The sequence below is a fragment of the Staphylococcus sp. HMSC072H03 genome (genome assembly GCF_001809305.1).
In the GTDB taxonomy this organism is placed as follows: domain Bacteria; phylum Bacillota; class Bacilli; order Staphylococcales; family Staphylococcaceae; genus Staphylococcus; species Staphylococcus hominis.
The window spans coordinates 58,785-75,482 of record NZ_KV796867.1 but is presented as its reverse complement, the minus strand read 5'-3'; the positions used below and the strand labels follow the sequence as shown (position 1 = coordinate 75,482).

The 16,698-nt window shown below is 30.5% G+C and carries 17 protein-coding genes; 3 read left to right on the top strand and 14 right to left on the bottom strand.

The features are described 5' to 3' along the window. Window positions 1–82: 82 nt before the first annotated feature. The 5 genes from HMPREF2578_RS00830 to modA form a co-directional block, all read right to left on the bottom strand. Window positions 83–589, bottom strand: a complete 507-nt coding sequence (locus HMPREF2578_RS00830) for a MogA/MoaB family molybdenum cofactor biosynthesis protein (protein WP_017174867.1) — start codon at window positions 587–589, stop codon at window positions 83–85. A gap of 13 nt (window positions 590–602) precedes the next feature. Then, a complete protein-coding gene (locus HMPREF2578_RS00825) occupies window positions 603–1,607 on the bottom strand; it encodes a ThiF family adenylyltransferase (RefSeq protein WP_017174868.1) in 1,005 nt (334 codons plus the stop codon). Between the two features lie 101 nt (window positions 1,608–1,708). Then, a complete protein-coding gene (locus tag HMPREF2578_RS00820) occupies window positions 1,709–2,314 on the bottom strand; it encodes an ATP-binding cassette domain-containing protein (protein WP_070508202.1) in 606 nt (201 codons plus the stop codon). Further along, window positions 2,315–2,986 carry a molybdate ABC transporter permease subunit gene (gene modB / locus HMPREF2578_RS00815; protein ID WP_070508201.1) on the bottom strand — a complete coding sequence of 224 codons (672 nt, stop codon included), beginning with the start codon at window positions 2,984–2,986 and terminating at the stop codon, window positions 2,315–2,317. A gap of 11 nt (window positions 2,987–2,997) precedes the next feature. Then, window positions 2,998–3,789, bottom strand: a complete 792-nt coding sequence (gene modA, locus HMPREF2578_RS00810) for a molybdate ABC transporter substrate-binding protein (protein ID WP_002448452.1) — start codon at window positions 3,787–3,789, stop codon at window positions 2,998–3,000. Window positions 3,790–3,976: 187 nt separating this feature from the next. Between modA and fdhD the strand changes: the two genes are divergently transcribed. After that, complete coding sequence (fdhD, locus tag HMPREF2578_RS00805; protein WP_002448559.1) at window positions 3,977–4,771, top strand: formate dehydrogenase accessory sulfurtransferase FdhD; 795 nt, start codon at window positions 3,977–3,979, stop codon at window positions 4,769–4,771. A 38-nt stretch (window positions 4,772–4,809) separates the two neighbouring features. Here fdhD and HMPREF2578_RS00800 read toward each other — a convergent pair whose 3' ends face one another. The 7 genes from HMPREF2578_RS00800 to HMPREF2578_RS00770 all read right to left on the bottom strand — a co-directional run bounded on the left by HMPREF2578_RS00800 (window position 4,810) and on the right by HMPREF2578_RS00770 (window position 10,804). Further along, a complete protein-coding gene (locus tag HMPREF2578_RS00800) occupies window positions 4,810–5,559 on the bottom strand; it encodes a GNAT family N-acetyltransferase (RefSeq protein WP_256275841.1) in 750 nt (249 codons plus the stop codon). Window positions 5,560–5,609: 50 nt separating this feature from the next. Further along, complete coding sequence (locus tag HMPREF2578_RS00795; RefSeq protein WP_002448536.1) at window positions 5,610–6,155, bottom strand: biotin transporter BioY; 546 nt, start codon at window positions 6,153–6,155, stop codon at window positions 5,610–5,612. A 74-nt stretch (window positions 6,156–6,229) separates the two neighbouring features. Beyond that, window positions 6,230–7,171, bottom strand: a complete 942-nt coding sequence (locus tag HMPREF2578_RS00790; protein ID WP_049438244.1) for a nucleoside hydrolase — start codon at window positions 7,169–7,171, stop codon at window positions 6,230–6,232. 92 nt (window positions 7,172–7,263) lie between these two features. After that, window positions 7,264–8,409 carry an acyl-CoA dehydrogenase family protein gene (locus tag HMPREF2578_RS00785; RefSeq protein ID WP_070508199.1) on the bottom strand — a complete coding sequence of 382 codons (1,146 nt, stop codon included), beginning with the start codon at window positions 8,407–8,409 and terminating at the stop codon, window positions 7,264–7,266. A gap of 145 nt (window positions 8,410–8,554) precedes the next feature. Further along, the gene (locus HMPREF2578_RS00780; protein ID WP_002448494.1) at window positions 8,555–8,899 is read right to left on the bottom strand and encodes a transcriptional regulator, SarA/Rot family; all 345 of its coding nucleotides are present in this window, start codon (window positions 8,897–8,899) and stop codon (window positions 8,555–8,557) included. Window positions 8,900–9,172: 273 nt separating this feature from the next. After that, window positions 9,173–9,901: a transcriptional regulator, SarA/Rot family gene (locus HMPREF2578_RS00775; protein ID WP_070508198.1), complete on the bottom strand. Its 729-nt coding sequence runs from the start codon at window positions 9,899–9,901 to the stop codon at window positions 9,173–9,175. A 177-nt stretch (window positions 9,902–10,078) separates the two neighbouring features. Beyond that, window positions 10,079–10,804: a helix-turn-helix domain-containing protein gene (locus HMPREF2578_RS00770; protein WP_256275840.1), complete on the bottom strand. Its 726-nt coding sequence runs from the start codon at window positions 10,802–10,804 to the stop codon at window positions 10,079–10,081. Window positions 10,805–11,551: 747 nt separating this feature from the next. Between HMPREF2578_RS00770 and HMPREF2578_RS00765 the strand changes: the two genes are divergently transcribed. Further along, on the top strand, window positions 11,552–12,328 hold the full coding sequence (locus tag HMPREF2578_RS00765; RefSeq protein WP_002448555.1) for a CHAP domain-containing protein: 777 nt from the start codon (window positions 11,552–11,554) through the stop codon (window positions 12,326–12,328). A 311-nt stretch (window positions 12,329–12,639) separates the two neighbouring features. Here HMPREF2578_RS00765 and nhaC read toward each other — a convergent pair whose 3' ends face one another. Together nhaC and HMPREF2578_RS00755 are read right to left on the bottom strand one after the other, a co-directional pair. Further along, window positions 12,640–14,025: a Na+/H+ antiporter NhaC gene (nhaC, locus tag HMPREF2578_RS00760; RefSeq protein ID WP_017174881.1), complete on the bottom strand. Its 1,386-nt coding sequence runs from the start codon at window positions 14,023–14,025 to the stop codon at window positions 12,640–12,642. Between the two features lie 56 nt (window positions 14,026–14,081). After that, on the bottom strand, window positions 14,082–15,152 hold the full coding sequence (locus HMPREF2578_RS00755; protein WP_002448510.1) for an NAD/NADP-dependent octopine/nopaline dehydrogenase family protein: 1,071 nt from the start codon (window positions 15,150–15,152) through the stop codon (window positions 14,082–14,084). Window positions 15,153–15,673: 521 nt separating this feature from the next. Between HMPREF2578_RS00755 and HMPREF2578_RS00750 the strand changes: the two genes are divergently transcribed. Next, window positions 15,674–16,624 carry a CHAP domain-containing protein gene (locus tag HMPREF2578_RS00750; protein WP_070508196.1) on the top strand — a complete coding sequence of 317 codons (951 nt, stop codon included), beginning with the start codon at window positions 15,674–15,676 and terminating at the stop codon, window positions 16,622–16,624. Window positions 16,625–16,698: the final 74 nt, after the last annotated feature.

Genomic DNA, 16,698 nt, shown 5'->3' with positions numbered 1-16,698 from the left:
ATGATTTTCTTCTATTATGATAGTCATAAGCAGCATTTTCAATTAGGGAAACCTATGATTTACAATGCTTTTTATGACTATTTTATTTATGGAGTTCATAAACCATATGATTTAATTCCGGAATAATGAGTTTAGTCATTGCTAACTTTACTGCCCCAGTTGATCCCGGCAACGTAAAGATTAATTTACTCATAACTGTTCCCGCTAATGCTCTTGAGAGAAGCGCTTTTGTTCCTACATCTTCCGTATAACTTAAATATCTAAAAAGTTCGCCGAATCCTTCAATTTCTTTATCTAAAAGTGGTTTTACAGCTTCTATAGTCACATCACGTTGTGCTATACCAGTGCCTCCAGTCGTTATAATGACATCAATATCTGATGCTAACCATTCGTCAATTTGAGATTGGATGTCTTCCTTGTCATCTTTAATGATATGATAGTGTTCTTCTGTCACTTCTATATTCAGTTCTTTCAAACACTTTTGAACTAATTGACCGCCTTTATCTGTTTCTTTATTTCGTGTATCAGAAATTGTTAACACTGCACATTGAATTGTTTTTTTAACTTCTTTGTTATCATGCTGATGCATCATCATTCTCTCCTTATCCAAATAGTTGATTGATTAAATGTATTGCTTCAGATTTCTTAGTTGTACCATGAATCAACATTCGCCCACCCTCAAAATATACAATTCTATGTTTTTTAAATTCAAATACTAACATATATTGGTTTTCATGGTAACGAATATCGAGTGCTGTAAGAAAATCAACTAATACTTTTTTTGTAATGTCTTTATTTTCATATTGAACTGTATCTCTACCACACAAAGTTGCATATGAAGTCGAATGAGCATATAAATATGGAAAGCTAGCATTCTTACCACAAGTTGGGCAATCATCACGACGCATTTTACTATAACCAAAAGAACAATGTGTATTCTCCCAAATATCTCCATATGTCAGCTTTGTGGGAATCTGTTTACCAATCAATATCTTTAAAGCATCCCGTAATTGAAAACTTGTGGTCATCGTTACGGCTGGCTGAATCACACCGACAGTATCACATGTCAGATTTATAACTGGTAACTGAGGCATTAAACAATTAAAGCAAGGGGTTTGACCTGGAATAAATGCAGTTTCTACATAGGTACTTTGAACTACTCCACCATAAATCCAAGGAATGCGATATCTATAGGAAAAATCATTGATTAATTGTCTTGTTTCAAAATTATCCGTTGCATCAATAATCAAATCTACACTCGTTGCATATTGCTCTAAAAATTGGGCATCTACATGTTCAATATAAATATTCATTTTTATATCAGAACGAATATGTCTTAAGTGATCTTGTGCAGCAACCACTTTTGGCAACATACGATCTGCATCACTTTCTGTAAACAATGTCTGTCTTTGTAAATTACTATATTCAATATAGTCTCTATCCACAATAGTCAACTCTTGAATACCAGCACGAACAAGTCCTTCAGCTACATGGGTACCCAAAGCGCCCATTCCAACAATCAATACATGTTTCTGATTAATGGTTTGTTGTCCATGTTCTCCAATATCTTTAAATAAAATTTGTCTTGAATAACGTTCTTGAGTCATTATTTGAAACCTCTCTCAACATTCTCTCTTCTTTTTATTATAACGAAATAGGAGTAGGACAGAAATCTAAAACGTTCTAAACTTCGATATCCTACTCCTATTTATTTAATTTGAATAATTTCATCTGCTAATACTTCTGCTTCATAATTAGAGTGCGTTACAAAAATAATAGGTATACACCATTCCTCATGAATTTGCTTAACTAGATGGATGCCTTCATCTCTAGAAATATCATCTAAACTTGAAAAAGGTTCATCAAGTAAAATTAAATTGGGTTTCGTGCTTAAAGTTCGCGCGAGTGCTACACGTTGGGCTTCCCCACCAGACAGTGTCGGCGGAAATTGATTTATTAAATGGCTAATATTTAAACGTTGAATAAGCTCATCAATATGTTTAGACTGTTTAGTCATAAATGTAATATTCTGAAGAACCGTCATGTTAGGAAAAAGTTGATAATCTTGAAATAAATAGCCAATTTGGCGTTGTTGAATCTTTACATTAATATGGTTTTCAGTATCTACTAATAACTGATTATTAACATTAATATAAGCCTCATCTGGTTGTCTTAATCCCGCAATAATATTTAATATTGTCGTTTTTCCAATGCCGGAGGGACCTTGTATTGCATATATTTTAGCTTTTGTATCTTCAATGTTAATATGAATCAATGTTTGTTTTAACTGATGTTGTAATTTAACTTGTAACATCTAGTCTACCTCCTGAGCTTTATCACGATTCGCAAAATTCAACATACTAATGACTGTAATAGAAAAAGCAACGAGTACAAGTACCCATAACCATGCCTGATTTTCTTTTCCTTGCTCTACTAAAAAATAGATTTCAAGTGGCAGGGTATTGGTTGTATTTGGAATATATCCTGCAACCATCAATGTTGCACCAAATTCTCCAATAGCTCTCGCAAAACTCATCATAATACCCGCAATAATTGAACGTTTAGATAATGGTAGAATTAAACGATAGAAGATTTTACATTCACTTGCTCCCATTGTTCGTGCAGTATTTAACATTTTAGGGTTAATACTTCGAAATCCTTGAATAGTATGTTGATACATCAGTGGAAAACTAACAATGACAGATGCAATTACTGCACCTGTCATTGTAAATACTACGGGTAAATGAAGTATATTTTGAAAGAATTGTCCCACAAATGTTCTAGGTGAAAAAACAATAATAAGTATAAACCCTAGTACTGTTGGTGGTAAAACAATAGGTAATAATATTAAGCTTTCAAGAAATTGAGTTGCATGCCCTTTTCTTTTATATAACGTTCTACAAATAAAAATTCCTAATATAGAGACAATTATCGTACTGATAAATCCTACTTTAATAGAAATCCATAGAGGTGTTAAATCAGGCATATGTCATCCCCCTATACTTTAAAGTGATATTCTTTTAAAATATTTTTCGCTTTTTTAGATTTTAAAAATTCCATCCATTCTTTAGCAAATTTATTATCTGATGTTGCTCCCGCTTCATAAGTGATAGATTTTTTCAAATCCGCTTTTTTAATCTCATTTACTTTATCTGTTCTTTCATTATTCGTATATAAATCGGTCTCATATACAAATCCCATTTGAGCATTACCTTTTTCAACGTAATTTAATACTTGTTTAACGTCTTTGGCATATACAATTTTATCTTTTACATCACTATATAAATGTTGATCATCTAAATATTGTTTCGCATATTTACCTGCTGGTACAGTTTTCACTTCACCAATAGCTAATTTTTCGTTGTCTTTTAAATCTTTTACTGAAGCTTGATCACTGTTTTTATCACCAATCAATACCAACTGATTATGTGCGTATTTATATGTATTATGAGCTTGATTATGTTTTTTCAACATATCTACATCTTTCGTATTTGCAGACATAAAGACATCAGTTGGTGCACCTTTTTCAATTTGTTGTCTTAAGGCTCCTGATCCACCATAATTAAATGTTACATTTACATTTTTATGTGTTTTTTCAAACTCTTTCTTTAATGCTTTACTTACATCACTTAAACTTGCTGCTGCTGAAACTTTCAATTCAGTTTTAGGATTATCACTATTATTTGACTTTGAAGATTGCTTGCTATTCTCATTATCTTTTGAATTTGAACAACCTGCCATAATGATAATGAAAGTCCCTAACACCGCTAATAATCGTTTTACAGTCATTTATTTTTATGCCCCCTATTCAATCAAATATTATACGCTTTTTATATCTTTTGAAAAGTTTTACCATGTTTTATATTTATTTCTAAATTTTAAAATATAAAGTTTTATATAATCATTCAATATTGAAATACTTTTTGTGAATATAATGATACAGTATAAAGTAGTTATAACCAAAGGGGAGACATTCATGGATAAAGATGCCGTTCAAAATCAACCAATTATTAGGTATGAAGATGAGCAACTCATCGAAACTGAAGACAGCTATGTAACCGAATTTCCATTAACGATTATGGTGAATGGAAAAGAATTTGCTACAGTAATCTGCAGTCCGACACATTTAGAAGAGTTAGTCATAGGATTTTTAGCATCTGAAGGAGCCATTTATAAAAAAGAAGAAATTAAACATTTACAAATTGATGATAGTAAAGGGTTTGCTCATGTAGAATTAACTAAGTCATTAAGTGATCGTTTTGAGTATTCTACAAAGCGCATGGTTGCTTCATGTTGTGGAAAAAGTCGAGAATTTTATTTTCAAAATGATGCGGCAATTGCTAAAACATCGATGTCTAATATCATTCTCACTCCAAGACAAATTTTAAATATGATGACAGGTTTACAAAGTGCAAGTACTTTATTTAAACAAACAGGTGGCTTGCATAATGCAGCGATTAGTGATGGTGAGGCATTTTTTGAACATCGTCAAGATATAGGTAGACATAATGCCTTAGATAAACTTTACGGTTTTTGTCTTACTCATCAAATTCCTGTTAGAAATAAAATGCTTATTTTTAGTGGACGTATATCATCTGAAATTTTACTAAAAGCAGCTAAAATCGGTGTTGGTGTTATATTATCAAAATCTGCACCTACCACATTAGCAGTAACACTGGCACATGACTTAAATATTACTGCTATTGGTTTTATTAGAGGTAATTCTTTTAATATTTATAGTCATCCAGAACGTGTAAAAGGAGTGAAATAGAATTTATTATAAATTCATTTTTCACTCCCTACTTTTATTTATATTGCATCTTCTTTGACTATCTGATATTGAAAGCTTTGAAAAATATAGCCTTGTTTTATATACATGTCTTTTGCTGTATCATCACCATCTGCCACTAATATGACGAGTCGAGAACCAGCTAAATGACCTACATAGGACTGCATCGTAGTACCTATTCCCTTATGACGATAGTCTTCTAAAACGCCGAACCCATCAATTTCAACGGTTTCATCTGTAACTATAACATCCAAAATCCCCACAGGTTTATGAAGATAATATGCAACTATACGAGTGACATCATCTATTTGATTTAATATTGCCTCTCTCGTTCGTTCTTCATTTTCTTTAACAAACGCTTCGCCATACGGTTTTGAAAATTTATTGTAAACACTTAAATAATCTTCCATGTTAAATGAAGTTACAGGTTCAATATCTACCTGAATATTGCTCTCAAATTGTTTTAATGTAACACTATCTATCGCGTACAATTCAAGTAGTCCTAATTGAAATCCTTCATTGCGTATCGCTTCTAACCATGTAGAATGCAGTAATTGGTTTTCTGGAAATGTAAAAGATAAATGAGAAGAATGTTGTTTTTTATGCAAAATTCGTTGTTTCTCCATATCTGAATACCACTGATTAATTGAAGGTAACGTTTTGTACTGCCACTTATTCATGTGATATGTCATTGGATCAGAAGGTGTTAAATATATAATATTCAACTCATCTTCTAAGTATATTTTTCCATTTTCTTTAATCTGCTTCATTGTTATGTATGTCATAGTAACCATCACCCAACTATGTATATTTTGTACTATTATATCAAATTCTTAAAACGTGAATGGTTAAGTAATGTTGTGCCGATTAAACTCGCAATAATCGCTTTAATAATATCTCCTGGAATAAATGTAAATGATAATAAAAATGCTTTACTTATAGGCATATGTATAATGAATCCCATAATGATTGTTCCTACAATATCTAATAATAAAACACCAAATACAAGTATACCAATAAATAATGTCAAGAAATTAATATGATTTTTAAAACGATCTCTTACTAAACCTATAAGATACGCCACTACTGGATATAAGAATAAAAATCCTGCTGAAGGACCTGCAAACACACCTATTCCACCGCGTCCACCTGATAATAATGGCAAACCTGTGGCTGCTAATAATAAGAAGATAATAACACTGAGTGCGCCGTATTTACGTCCTAATATAACTCCTGCTAAAAAGATACCTATATTTTGTAATACAATTGGTACAGGCATAAATGGTAACGGTATTCCGGGTACTAGGCCTAAAATACAAATAACCGCTGTCATTAACGCTGTATATACTAAATTTTTTGTACTCATTTGATTTCCTCCTTTTATGAAGAAAATTATACCACTTATGTAAACTATTTTATATAAAAAGTTTACATTTAAAGTTAATGAGATACTTTTTTAGCTAAAGACGTAATATAGTTGAAGAATTCATCATGATTGACATGATTAACGACATGCACCATACGTCCATCATCGCTCTCATATGTGCGTCCTTGGCTTGGTCCTTTTGTACATACATCTATTTTAAGTTCTATAGAATCTGTTAAGTTTTCTTTACCAATTTGAGCAGTCGTCAATACATCCCATAAAAAGTAAGTAGAGTTGGTGACAAAATGAGTAAGAGGAGGTACAGCTGCATAACTGATGCCTAAAAAATCAACTCCTATAAACTGACGTTGATTTGCCCACATTTGACGAATAGCTGGTGTCAATGGTACTTGATTAGTGCTTTCTAACGCTACCATTTCTATCTTGATAGACGTATCAAATATTGTTTTAACAGCTTCAGGATCCCAAAAAGCATTCCATTCAGCTGTGCCATCATGTTCGGGTTCTTCTACATTTCCCTTTTCTAAAAATGTTCCTCCCATCCAAACTAACTTTTCAATATTGTTTACTATTGCTTTATCATATTTGATTGCTTTGGCTAAATCAGTTAACGGACCAGTAAACAATAAAGTCACCTTTTCTTTACTATTATTTAATACATTAATAATATCCTCATAAGCTTCAAATGTACTCGTTATAGAACGTTTATCAATCCATTCCTCATTTAAAATAGGCAGCGCATCCATAAAAAAGGCATGCATTCTCCAGTCTTTCGGAAAAGGGTTAACTCCTCTTTCATATGAAGGAGCTACATCAATAGATAAATTTGAAAAACGATTTATAATTTTACATGAAGCACTTAGAGAAGGTTCTAAATAACAATCTGCACCGATTGTACTTACACCTACTAATTCAATATTATCCATTTGTAGTAATAAGAATAGCGATATTAAATCATCAACGCCGCCATCATGATTAAAATATATTTTAGTCATTAAATCCCTCCAAAAAATATGTAAAAAAAGCTATGACTACATTATACGTAATCATAGCTTTCTTTAAACATATTATAAATAAAAAATTCATTCTACATTAAATCAAGTATAGATTTTGCAATATTCGTATATGCTGCATCTTCCATAGGAGGATTATGTAGGCCAGCACGCATATTACGATAATAGCGTTGTAATGGACGATCCATTTCTAAACTTTTTGCCCCTACGATTCGCATAGCAAGATCCACTACTTCTAATCCTTGATTCATGACTAAAATTTTACTTGCAGATGTTTCATTCCAAATATTAAGTGTTTCATTATATTGATTGTAACCTCTAGCTGTACTCCATAAAAAATGACGTGCAGATAATAAGAGTGATTCCATTTTCCCAATATTTTGTTGTACAGTAGGTAGCGTAGCAATTGTTCCCTCAATACTATTAGGGGAATGCGTTTTGGCAAACTCAATAGCATAGTCTCTCGCTGCTTGGGCAATACCTAAATATACACTTGGTATATGTAAAATCCATCCATTGGGCTGAGGTTTATGTTTCGTTTCTACAAAGTTTTCAAACGGAACTATAACATCATTTAATACTAAATCATGACTTTCCGTTGCACGCATTCCTAACATATTCCAATTATCTGCAATTTCTAAACCTTTAGTCTCTCTAGGAATTAAAAAGAAGCCTACTTCTTGAATATCTTCTACAAATGCTGCAACAATATAATATGTCAATGCTTTACTCATAGAAGTAAACGTTTTCACACCATTTAATTTATAACCGTCTTTAGTTTTTATTGCATGCGTAGCAGGTCTCCCACCACGAGTAGGACTGCCAGTATCCGCTTCACTTACTGCTCTATTTACAAGCGCGCCATTTTTTACTTCTATTGCAAATTGATCAAGCATAGTTTGACTCCACATATGCTGTTGATATAATTGTCCTACAACGCTTAGATGCCAGCCTATAGACAGTGCTGTAGCGCCATCTATAGCTCCAAGATATGATTGTAAAACGACCATATCTTCTATTGTTGCACCTTCTCCACCATATGATTTAGGTAAAGTTAACACACTATAACCTTCCTCTACAAGCCATTTTATATTGTCAAATGGGAATTTAGAGTCAATATCTTCTTCTGCTGCTCTTTGTTTAAATGTATCTTCAATTGTTTTAAATTTTTTAATCCATTTTCTTTGAATATCACTACTTATTAAAAATGAATCTAACATGACTATCACCTATTCGATATTTGATATATTTAATCATAGTTTAACACTCGGTTTTAATAATATAAAGTATCTCATTAACATAGTATATTAGAATTAAAAAAGAGTGGACAGAAATTCTGTCTCACTCATTTACCCCATCATCATTCTATTGTATATATTTCTCTAATTCAGCAATTAAAGCATTAATTCTCTCGCGTTGCTCTTTTGTTACATAAACAATAACTGTTCTTTCATCTTGTATACTACGTTTTTTTGATAATAATTGTAAATCTTTTAATTTTTGTAATGCTTTAGTTAAGTAATAAGGTTTGAATTCTGAATACGTTGCAATTTCTTTTGAAGTAATTTCATCTTTTTTACTTTTAACAATATAATTTAAAATATAAATTTCTTCATAATTCAGATTATATTTTTTCTTAGTGTCTTTAAAAAACTTTTTCACTTGAAATGTTGCGTTAACTAAATCATTGATGTCTTTAATTTGTCCCATATTCTAAACCACTCCTCTGATGTACATCTAGTTGCTACAAGGTTCATGTATACTAACTACTACAACACTAAACATTTCTTATGCTATAAAAATTATTTTATAACATTTAAGTATAATATTTCAATATTTTTATGAAATTAAAATGATATTATATATTAAAATCTCATTTGCCAAATTAAATTATACATAATTATTTCATGTGTTATACACCTAAAATAACTAGTAATGTAAGAGACAAGACTTTCTTACATCACTAGTTATTTTTAGAACAAATTATAATATTAATTCCTTTTTTATCATTTTACTACAATGTCTCAAGATATAATGAATCTCTTCCTTTTTTGACATATTTAACTTTATACACACTCTACGTTCATCTATAACATCTCTTTCTTTCAAAATATAACCTCTTTGTTGTAATCGTTTAATTACTAAATTTATATTTATAGACTGACAACGCGAAAAATAGTTTATCGATTTTAACGAGATGTCATTTTGATTCGACCAAATAATGCCTAAAACAAGTAAATCATTTAAACTTAACTGATAGTGCTTAATACTTTTTTCAATCTTATTTAAAACTTTATAAATAGTAATTAGATATGTTAACTTACAATAATTCATATTCTTGATTGATGCTTTAAGATAGTTATTTTCAAGTAATTCTCCAATTTCTAATAATAAATGATTCATTTTTCTTTCATACACTTCTACAGGTAAGATTCTTAATCTTCGTTGATCATTTGCATCATAAGATTTAAAAATCCAATTTTCGTGGTATAAATGACTAACAAGATGGAATAAAGTTCGTTTAGATAAATACGTTTTTTTCATTAATGTTTCAATATCCATACCTTGATGGTTCGTTTTATGATAATCAATAATAGCATATAGTACATTTAGGTGTTCAATACTTAGGTTTTTAGAATATTTTAAAAGTTCATCGACTGCTTTATAAAATAAAAGATAAAATAATAGTACATCCATATCATTTTTCGTCATGATAGTTGCCACCTCGCAATTTATACAACAATTCTAGAAGACAGACTTTAGTATTGCGATACAATTTTAAAGTGTTACCAGTTTATCTTTATATCATACATATACTTACTTCATATTAAGTATGAGTAAAGGTCTAAATACTTTATCTTTTTACTTATTAATGGACTTAATCCTATTTTAGGTATGATAGTTACTTTTGACCTCAGCTATAAGTAACTGTGCTTCATAATCTAAAGATATTTCAACCGTTTCGGTAGCCTTATATATTGGAGCAAATTGTTTTTTTCGTGCTTGACCTGGAGTCATCCCATATTTCTTACTAAATAATGCAATAAATCTCGGAAAATGATTAAATCCATGTTTATAAGCAATATCTTGAATAAATTCACTACTATCTAAAATATCAAGTAAACATAATTTCAAACGAATATCATTAATATATTGAGCAATATTATGATAAGGTGTATGAAATTTAATCACTTGACTTAACTCTTTGTTAGACATATCAAGTGAATTCGCTAATGCTTGTTTATTAATCTTTTCATGATGATGTTCGATAATATATTCATGAACTTCATCTACAAGTGGATTGTTTAGTTTATAGTTTTGACGATGTTTTCTTTGAATATAACCTAATTCTACACATAAATGTTTAACTAATTTATCCCTTATGTGTGGAAGTCGAGGTTTTCGACTTTCAAATTCAAGAAGATTAATAATAAATGATTCTAATTGTTTTCGTTCAATAGAAGAAAATTTATATCCTTTTTGTCTGATATAATCGTCTGCAAATCTTAAATAATCTGTGAATGAAATTTCAATTATTGCAATAACAGAGTTCGTTTCGCCTTCTATCGAATATAAATCATTTAACATAATAAATACGAGATCTCTTTTTTTCATATTATATGTATCTAAGTCTAAATTTATTTTTCCAGAACCCTTTAACCAATATATAAGTTTGATATTGGATTCTTTTTGTTTTAATATTCTCGTATTTTTTAAAAGCTTTACCGAAAAATTATCTATCATACGTCTTTCCTCTCGTTTGTAATATAAAGACTAGATATAAGCGATGACATTTCTCCCCTTTATTCACCACTTAATTCTATTGAATTATCGCCTCGATACTTATGTATGCGTATCGGAGATCTATCTTCATATACAATTTTATGTTTTATTTCGGTATTAGCAGTAGCAATATTTTGACTTATTTTATCACTTTATTATCTTATAGTATGATTTTATTGTTTTTCAATATAAACTTACTTTATTTATATATAAGGATGACATATAAAATAATTTTTTAGTATTTATTTAATCAAGTAATAATTCAATAGGCTAAATTATTTTGTTATAAATTATTTTTCTATTATTTTACAAAAAGATTACAAGAAAATGAATGTCTTTTTCATATTCTTCTATAAACACTGTTATAATAGCGTTTTTTATATTAAAAAATATTACTAAGAATTAAATTTACAAGCTTTTATATTATCGAAAAATTACAAATCGTTAACATTCCCCACAAATTGTAATTTTTTTGATAAAGTATTTCTTGTCGTTAAGTAAAATGATTTAAAGACTAAGTTAACAAATGACTATTAAATATAAAATAATATTAATTTAATTCTCAGGAGGAAATTTATAATGAAAAAAATCGCTACAGCTACAATCGCTACTGCAGGAGTTGCCGCAATTGCTATCGCCGGACAAGGACATGAAGCTCATGCAGCTGAACAAGGATATAATCCAAATGATCCTACTTCATATAGCTACTCTTACACTATCGATCAACAAGGTAACTACCATTACACTTGGAAAGGTAACTGGAGCCCAGATCGTTTAAATCATTCTAACTATAATTACAATTATAACTACAATACATATAATAATTATTCTAATACAAATTCAACTTATAGTTATAACAACTATAATACTAATAACTCAAATCAAGTTGCTAGTAATCCAACACAATCTTACACAACAAGTAATCAACAAACTGGTGGTTTAGGTGCTGCTTCTACTTCTAATAATAATGTAAAAGTAACTACTGTAACTGCACCTTCATCAACAGGTGTTTCAATTTCTAACTCTGTTAGCTCAGGTAGAAACTACTACACTTCTGGCCAATGTACATATTATGTATATGACCGTGTAGGTGGTAAAATCGGTTCGACTTGGGGTAACGCAAATAACTGGGCAAATGCTGCAGCATCTGCTGGTTACACAGTAAATAACCGTCCATCTGCAGGCGCAATTATGCAATCTACTGCTGGTGCTTACGGTCACGTAGCATATGTTGAAAATGTAAATAGTAATGGTTCAATCACAGTGTCTGAAATGAATTATGGTCATGGTGTAGGTGTAGTAACATCTCGTACACTTTCTTCAAGTGAAGCTGCTTCATATAATTTCATTCATTAATTAAATTGATAAAGAAAAAAGATTTAGAATTCAATATGAATTCTAAATCTTTTTTTTATGCATAATACAAAAAGCGTTCGAAACTTTACTTTAATTTAGTGTTTCGAACGCTTTAAGTTATCATATTAATCAAATTCATTATTATGGATTGAATTCTCGCCACAAAAATTAAATCCTCTTTTAATTCATTTTTTAGGATATCTAAAATTAATGTATTTTTTAAATAACATCGCTACTATGTTTCTCATCAATACTTTAATCCTAATTTGTTATTTCCATATTATAGGGGAATTAAACATCAAATTAATCATTTAATTTATTTTTTTACGTATTCCAATGCCAGTAAATCCATAAATAATTGCTAATATAGCACATAAATAACATGGTACTGCCCAAATAAAGAATTGATCAACTGAAACTCCTAATTGTTGCGCATAGTAAATACCTGATGTTCCCCAAGGAATTAATGGTAGGACCATAGTACTGGAATCTTCTAATGTACGAGATAAATTACTTCTATCTAAATTCATATCTTCAAACATGTCTTTCATAAGTACCCCAACCATAATAATAACAATTGACGCCACACCAGCAGCAAACACCAACATTAGGGACGATAGCACAGTAATAAGAACGAGGGTACCAACAGATTTAACACCTTTTGCAACAGTTTGTAACATTACATCTAAACAACCAGATTTCTCTACAATACCTGCAAATGCATAACCACAAAAAATGGTCACAATGATTTGTGTCATACTCATCATTCCACCTTGTTCAATCAATGTTTTTGCATTTTCGGTAACATGAGAATGCCCAGTCATAGATGATGTAAAACCATCAAACGTTGCTTTAAAACCATCTACAAATTTAAATCCATTATTAAACTTACCTATCAAAATAGCACTCAACGCTGAAACAAGCATAGATGGAACAGTTGAAATTTTAAATATTAAACAAATGATAATCACAATTAAAGGAATCCATACAAAAAAATTAATATTATAAATACTAGATAGTTCATTTAAAAGTACTTTTATTTGCTTAGTATTTACATTACCTTGGGAATTTAATCCTGCAAAAAACCATACGATAAGTCCAATGATTGATGCTGGAATGGTTGTCCACATCATTGCTCTAATATGAGAAAAAATGTTTACTTTTGTTACGAGTGCAGCAAGATTGGTTGTATCTGATAAAGGTGACATTTTATCTCCAAATACTGCACCTGCAATAATTGCACCTGCTGCCATTCCTTGATTTATACCAAGTTGACTTCCAATAGATATTAAGGCAATCCCAGCTGTAGACGCAGACCCCCAAGCTGTTCCGGTTGCTAAACTACATATAGCCGAAATGATAAATGCTGAAATTAGAAAATAACTAGGATTCAAAAACTTAAGCCCATAGTAGATTAATGCAGGTACAGTGCCTGCGTACATCCAGCTACCTACAATGATACCTACAGCCAAAATAATGAAAATAGCAGGCATAGCTGTTGTCAATCGATGTGTAATTCCTTCTTCTAAGTCCTTCCATTTTAAACCGACACGCATAGCAATAAAAGCAGCGTAGGTTGAAGCGATAAGTAACAATACTTGAATAGGGATATTGAATTTAACAAATCCAATTGTAACAACTATTACCATGACAATAATTGTAGATATTGCTTCTAGAAATGTGGGTTTTCTTTTCATATATCTGCTCCTTTTTCTTTTTTCTTAAGACCTCTTTTCTATACCAAACATTATACTTATTTTAATCCTAATTTATCTAAACCAAGTTCTTCTACTGTTAGCCCTTCATTAAAGAAATCACGTTCGAGAATAGTCGAGGCAATCGTAATTATCGCATCAATATTCGGTGTATCTACACCAATTTCACGTCCTAAACTTGACCATAATACAAGTCCATATGCGATATCTTCAGTAAGATAACGATTTTCTACAGAGTTCGGTCCTGGAATTTGTGAAAATACAGGACTTGTATTAAATAAACGATTTAGCGGTTCATCCTCGTCTTTACGTTCTAGATAACCTCGTTGAATACGCGCTTCTTTAGCAGTTAATAATTCAAAACCTAATTTACGCCCTAAAGTTAGACGTTCTAATTCTACAGCATGTAAAAGTCGCACTGTGTGTTTTGTGATACCTTCTTTATATAATGCAAATGTATCTGCATAATCTATACGACCTACATTTAATAGTGTAGGAGCTGGATGAACTTCAGGATTTCCATTTTCTAGATTCGTTTTCCACAAACTTTCTTCTTTTACTAATTGTGGATACAATTGGCTCACTTTATCAAAACATTCATTTAACTCTCTCTTATTGTACGTTGAGAAAAAGACTTTTCTTACATTAAGAGATAAATCCACTCGAGCCTCTTCAAAATCTACACGTGTTCCGTAAGTAAGGGTATTAGCTTCTGCATATTTAGGTTGAATATTAATATGACGTTCCTCTAATACATTCATAAATCGAATTGATCCCATAGCTGCTGCGATATTAAAGAAAATAATTTGTTCCGCCGTTATATAATGAGACATCACTTTTGCATAATATTCAATGTAAGATGAAGGAATCACTACTTGTATCACTTCTGCATCTTTTAATACATATTCAATATCATCACTAATATTTGTAAAAGGTACAAACGTTTCATGACCTTCATTATTAAAATCAAATCCACCTTTTTCTAACGCTCTATCAAATTTGTGAATTGATGAATTTCGACAATATAATTTGACTTCATGTCCTTGATTGACCATATCTACTGCAGCTGTAACCGCACCATTTCCTGATCCTACTATTGCAATTTTCATAGTTATCATTCCTCATTTCTCTATTTAGAATTTTTAATAGTCATCTAAAAAAATTATTATCAATAAATAAAGATGCAGATATAAATACTGCATCTTCAAAATAGTATTATTTTATTCTATAGCCTAATTTAAATTTTTACAAACACTATTAGTAGTATGATATCACATAAATCTCCATAAATGTAACCGCTTATCCTTTAAGTATATACCTATATATATAATAAGTTTATTACAAGGTGATGTAATATAAATTCTATTAATATTTTCAAAAAAATTAGAAAATGTATAGCAAATATGCAATTTGCAAGAAATATTTCATTAAGAAATATTAAACAGATTTTTATTACATAGTTGTACAAGAATTTTGAATTTCATTTACGGTAAAGTAACAATGCCCTACTACATATTTTTATCTGATAAAGTATGATTTGTCGTTAACAGCGACAAGTTAATGTTAAAACATATTCAACATATCGCTAAAATTATCCTATTGTTGAATAGTATTTGGGAGGACTTTATTTATGAAAAAATTAATTACATTATCAACACTGACAGCAGGAATTGGAGTCTCTGCTTTTGGATTAAATATACATCATGCAGATGCAGCAGAATTAACTCAAAATCAAGCTACTCAACAAGTGAACCAACAAAAACAACATAATAATGGTGAACAACAACAAAATTTAAATCACCAACAAAATCAGAATCAACTTCAAAAGCAAGACTATAATCATCAACAAACAAGTCAATCTAATATAGCACATCAAGCACGTCAAATTAATCATTCAACTCTAAATAATCAAAGATATCATTTTGGTCAATCAAACTACAACGCACAAAACCAACCTACTCAACATTTGAATCACCAAAAGCAAAATCATAACGTAATTCACTATAATCAAGCAAAATCTAAAAAAATCGTCACTAACAAGCAAACACCTTCTCATTTCACTAATACTGTTTACTCAAACAATCATACAAATTCTAATCTATATTTAGCCAGTCATACTACAGAAGATGTAACTAGCGCCACATCTACAATGAATAAATTAAATAGTGTATCTCATACTACGTCATCTAGTAGTTCATCTACTGCAAATTCCTCAAGTGTAACGAGTACATCAACTAAGACAACATCTTCAACTAAGAACAACTTGTATACCGCTGGTCAATGTACATGGTATGTATATGACAAAGTGAATGGTGCTATTGGTTCAACATGGGGTAACGCAAATAACTGGGCAAATGCTGCAAAAGCAGCTGGATACACAGTTAATCATCATGCTGAAGCAGGTTCAATTTTACAAATCACAGCAGGAAGTTTAGGACATGTGGCTTATGTAGAAAGTGTAAATAGTGATGGATCAATTACAATTTCAGAAATGAATTACACAGGTGGCGCATACGTGACTGATACACGTACAATTTCAGCAAGCGAAGTAAGTGCTTATAATTATATTCATTTATCGTAAATATCTAAGATTGATATAACTTGAATATAAATATATTACCGTTTAAGATAACCTTTAAGATTATATTTTCATTA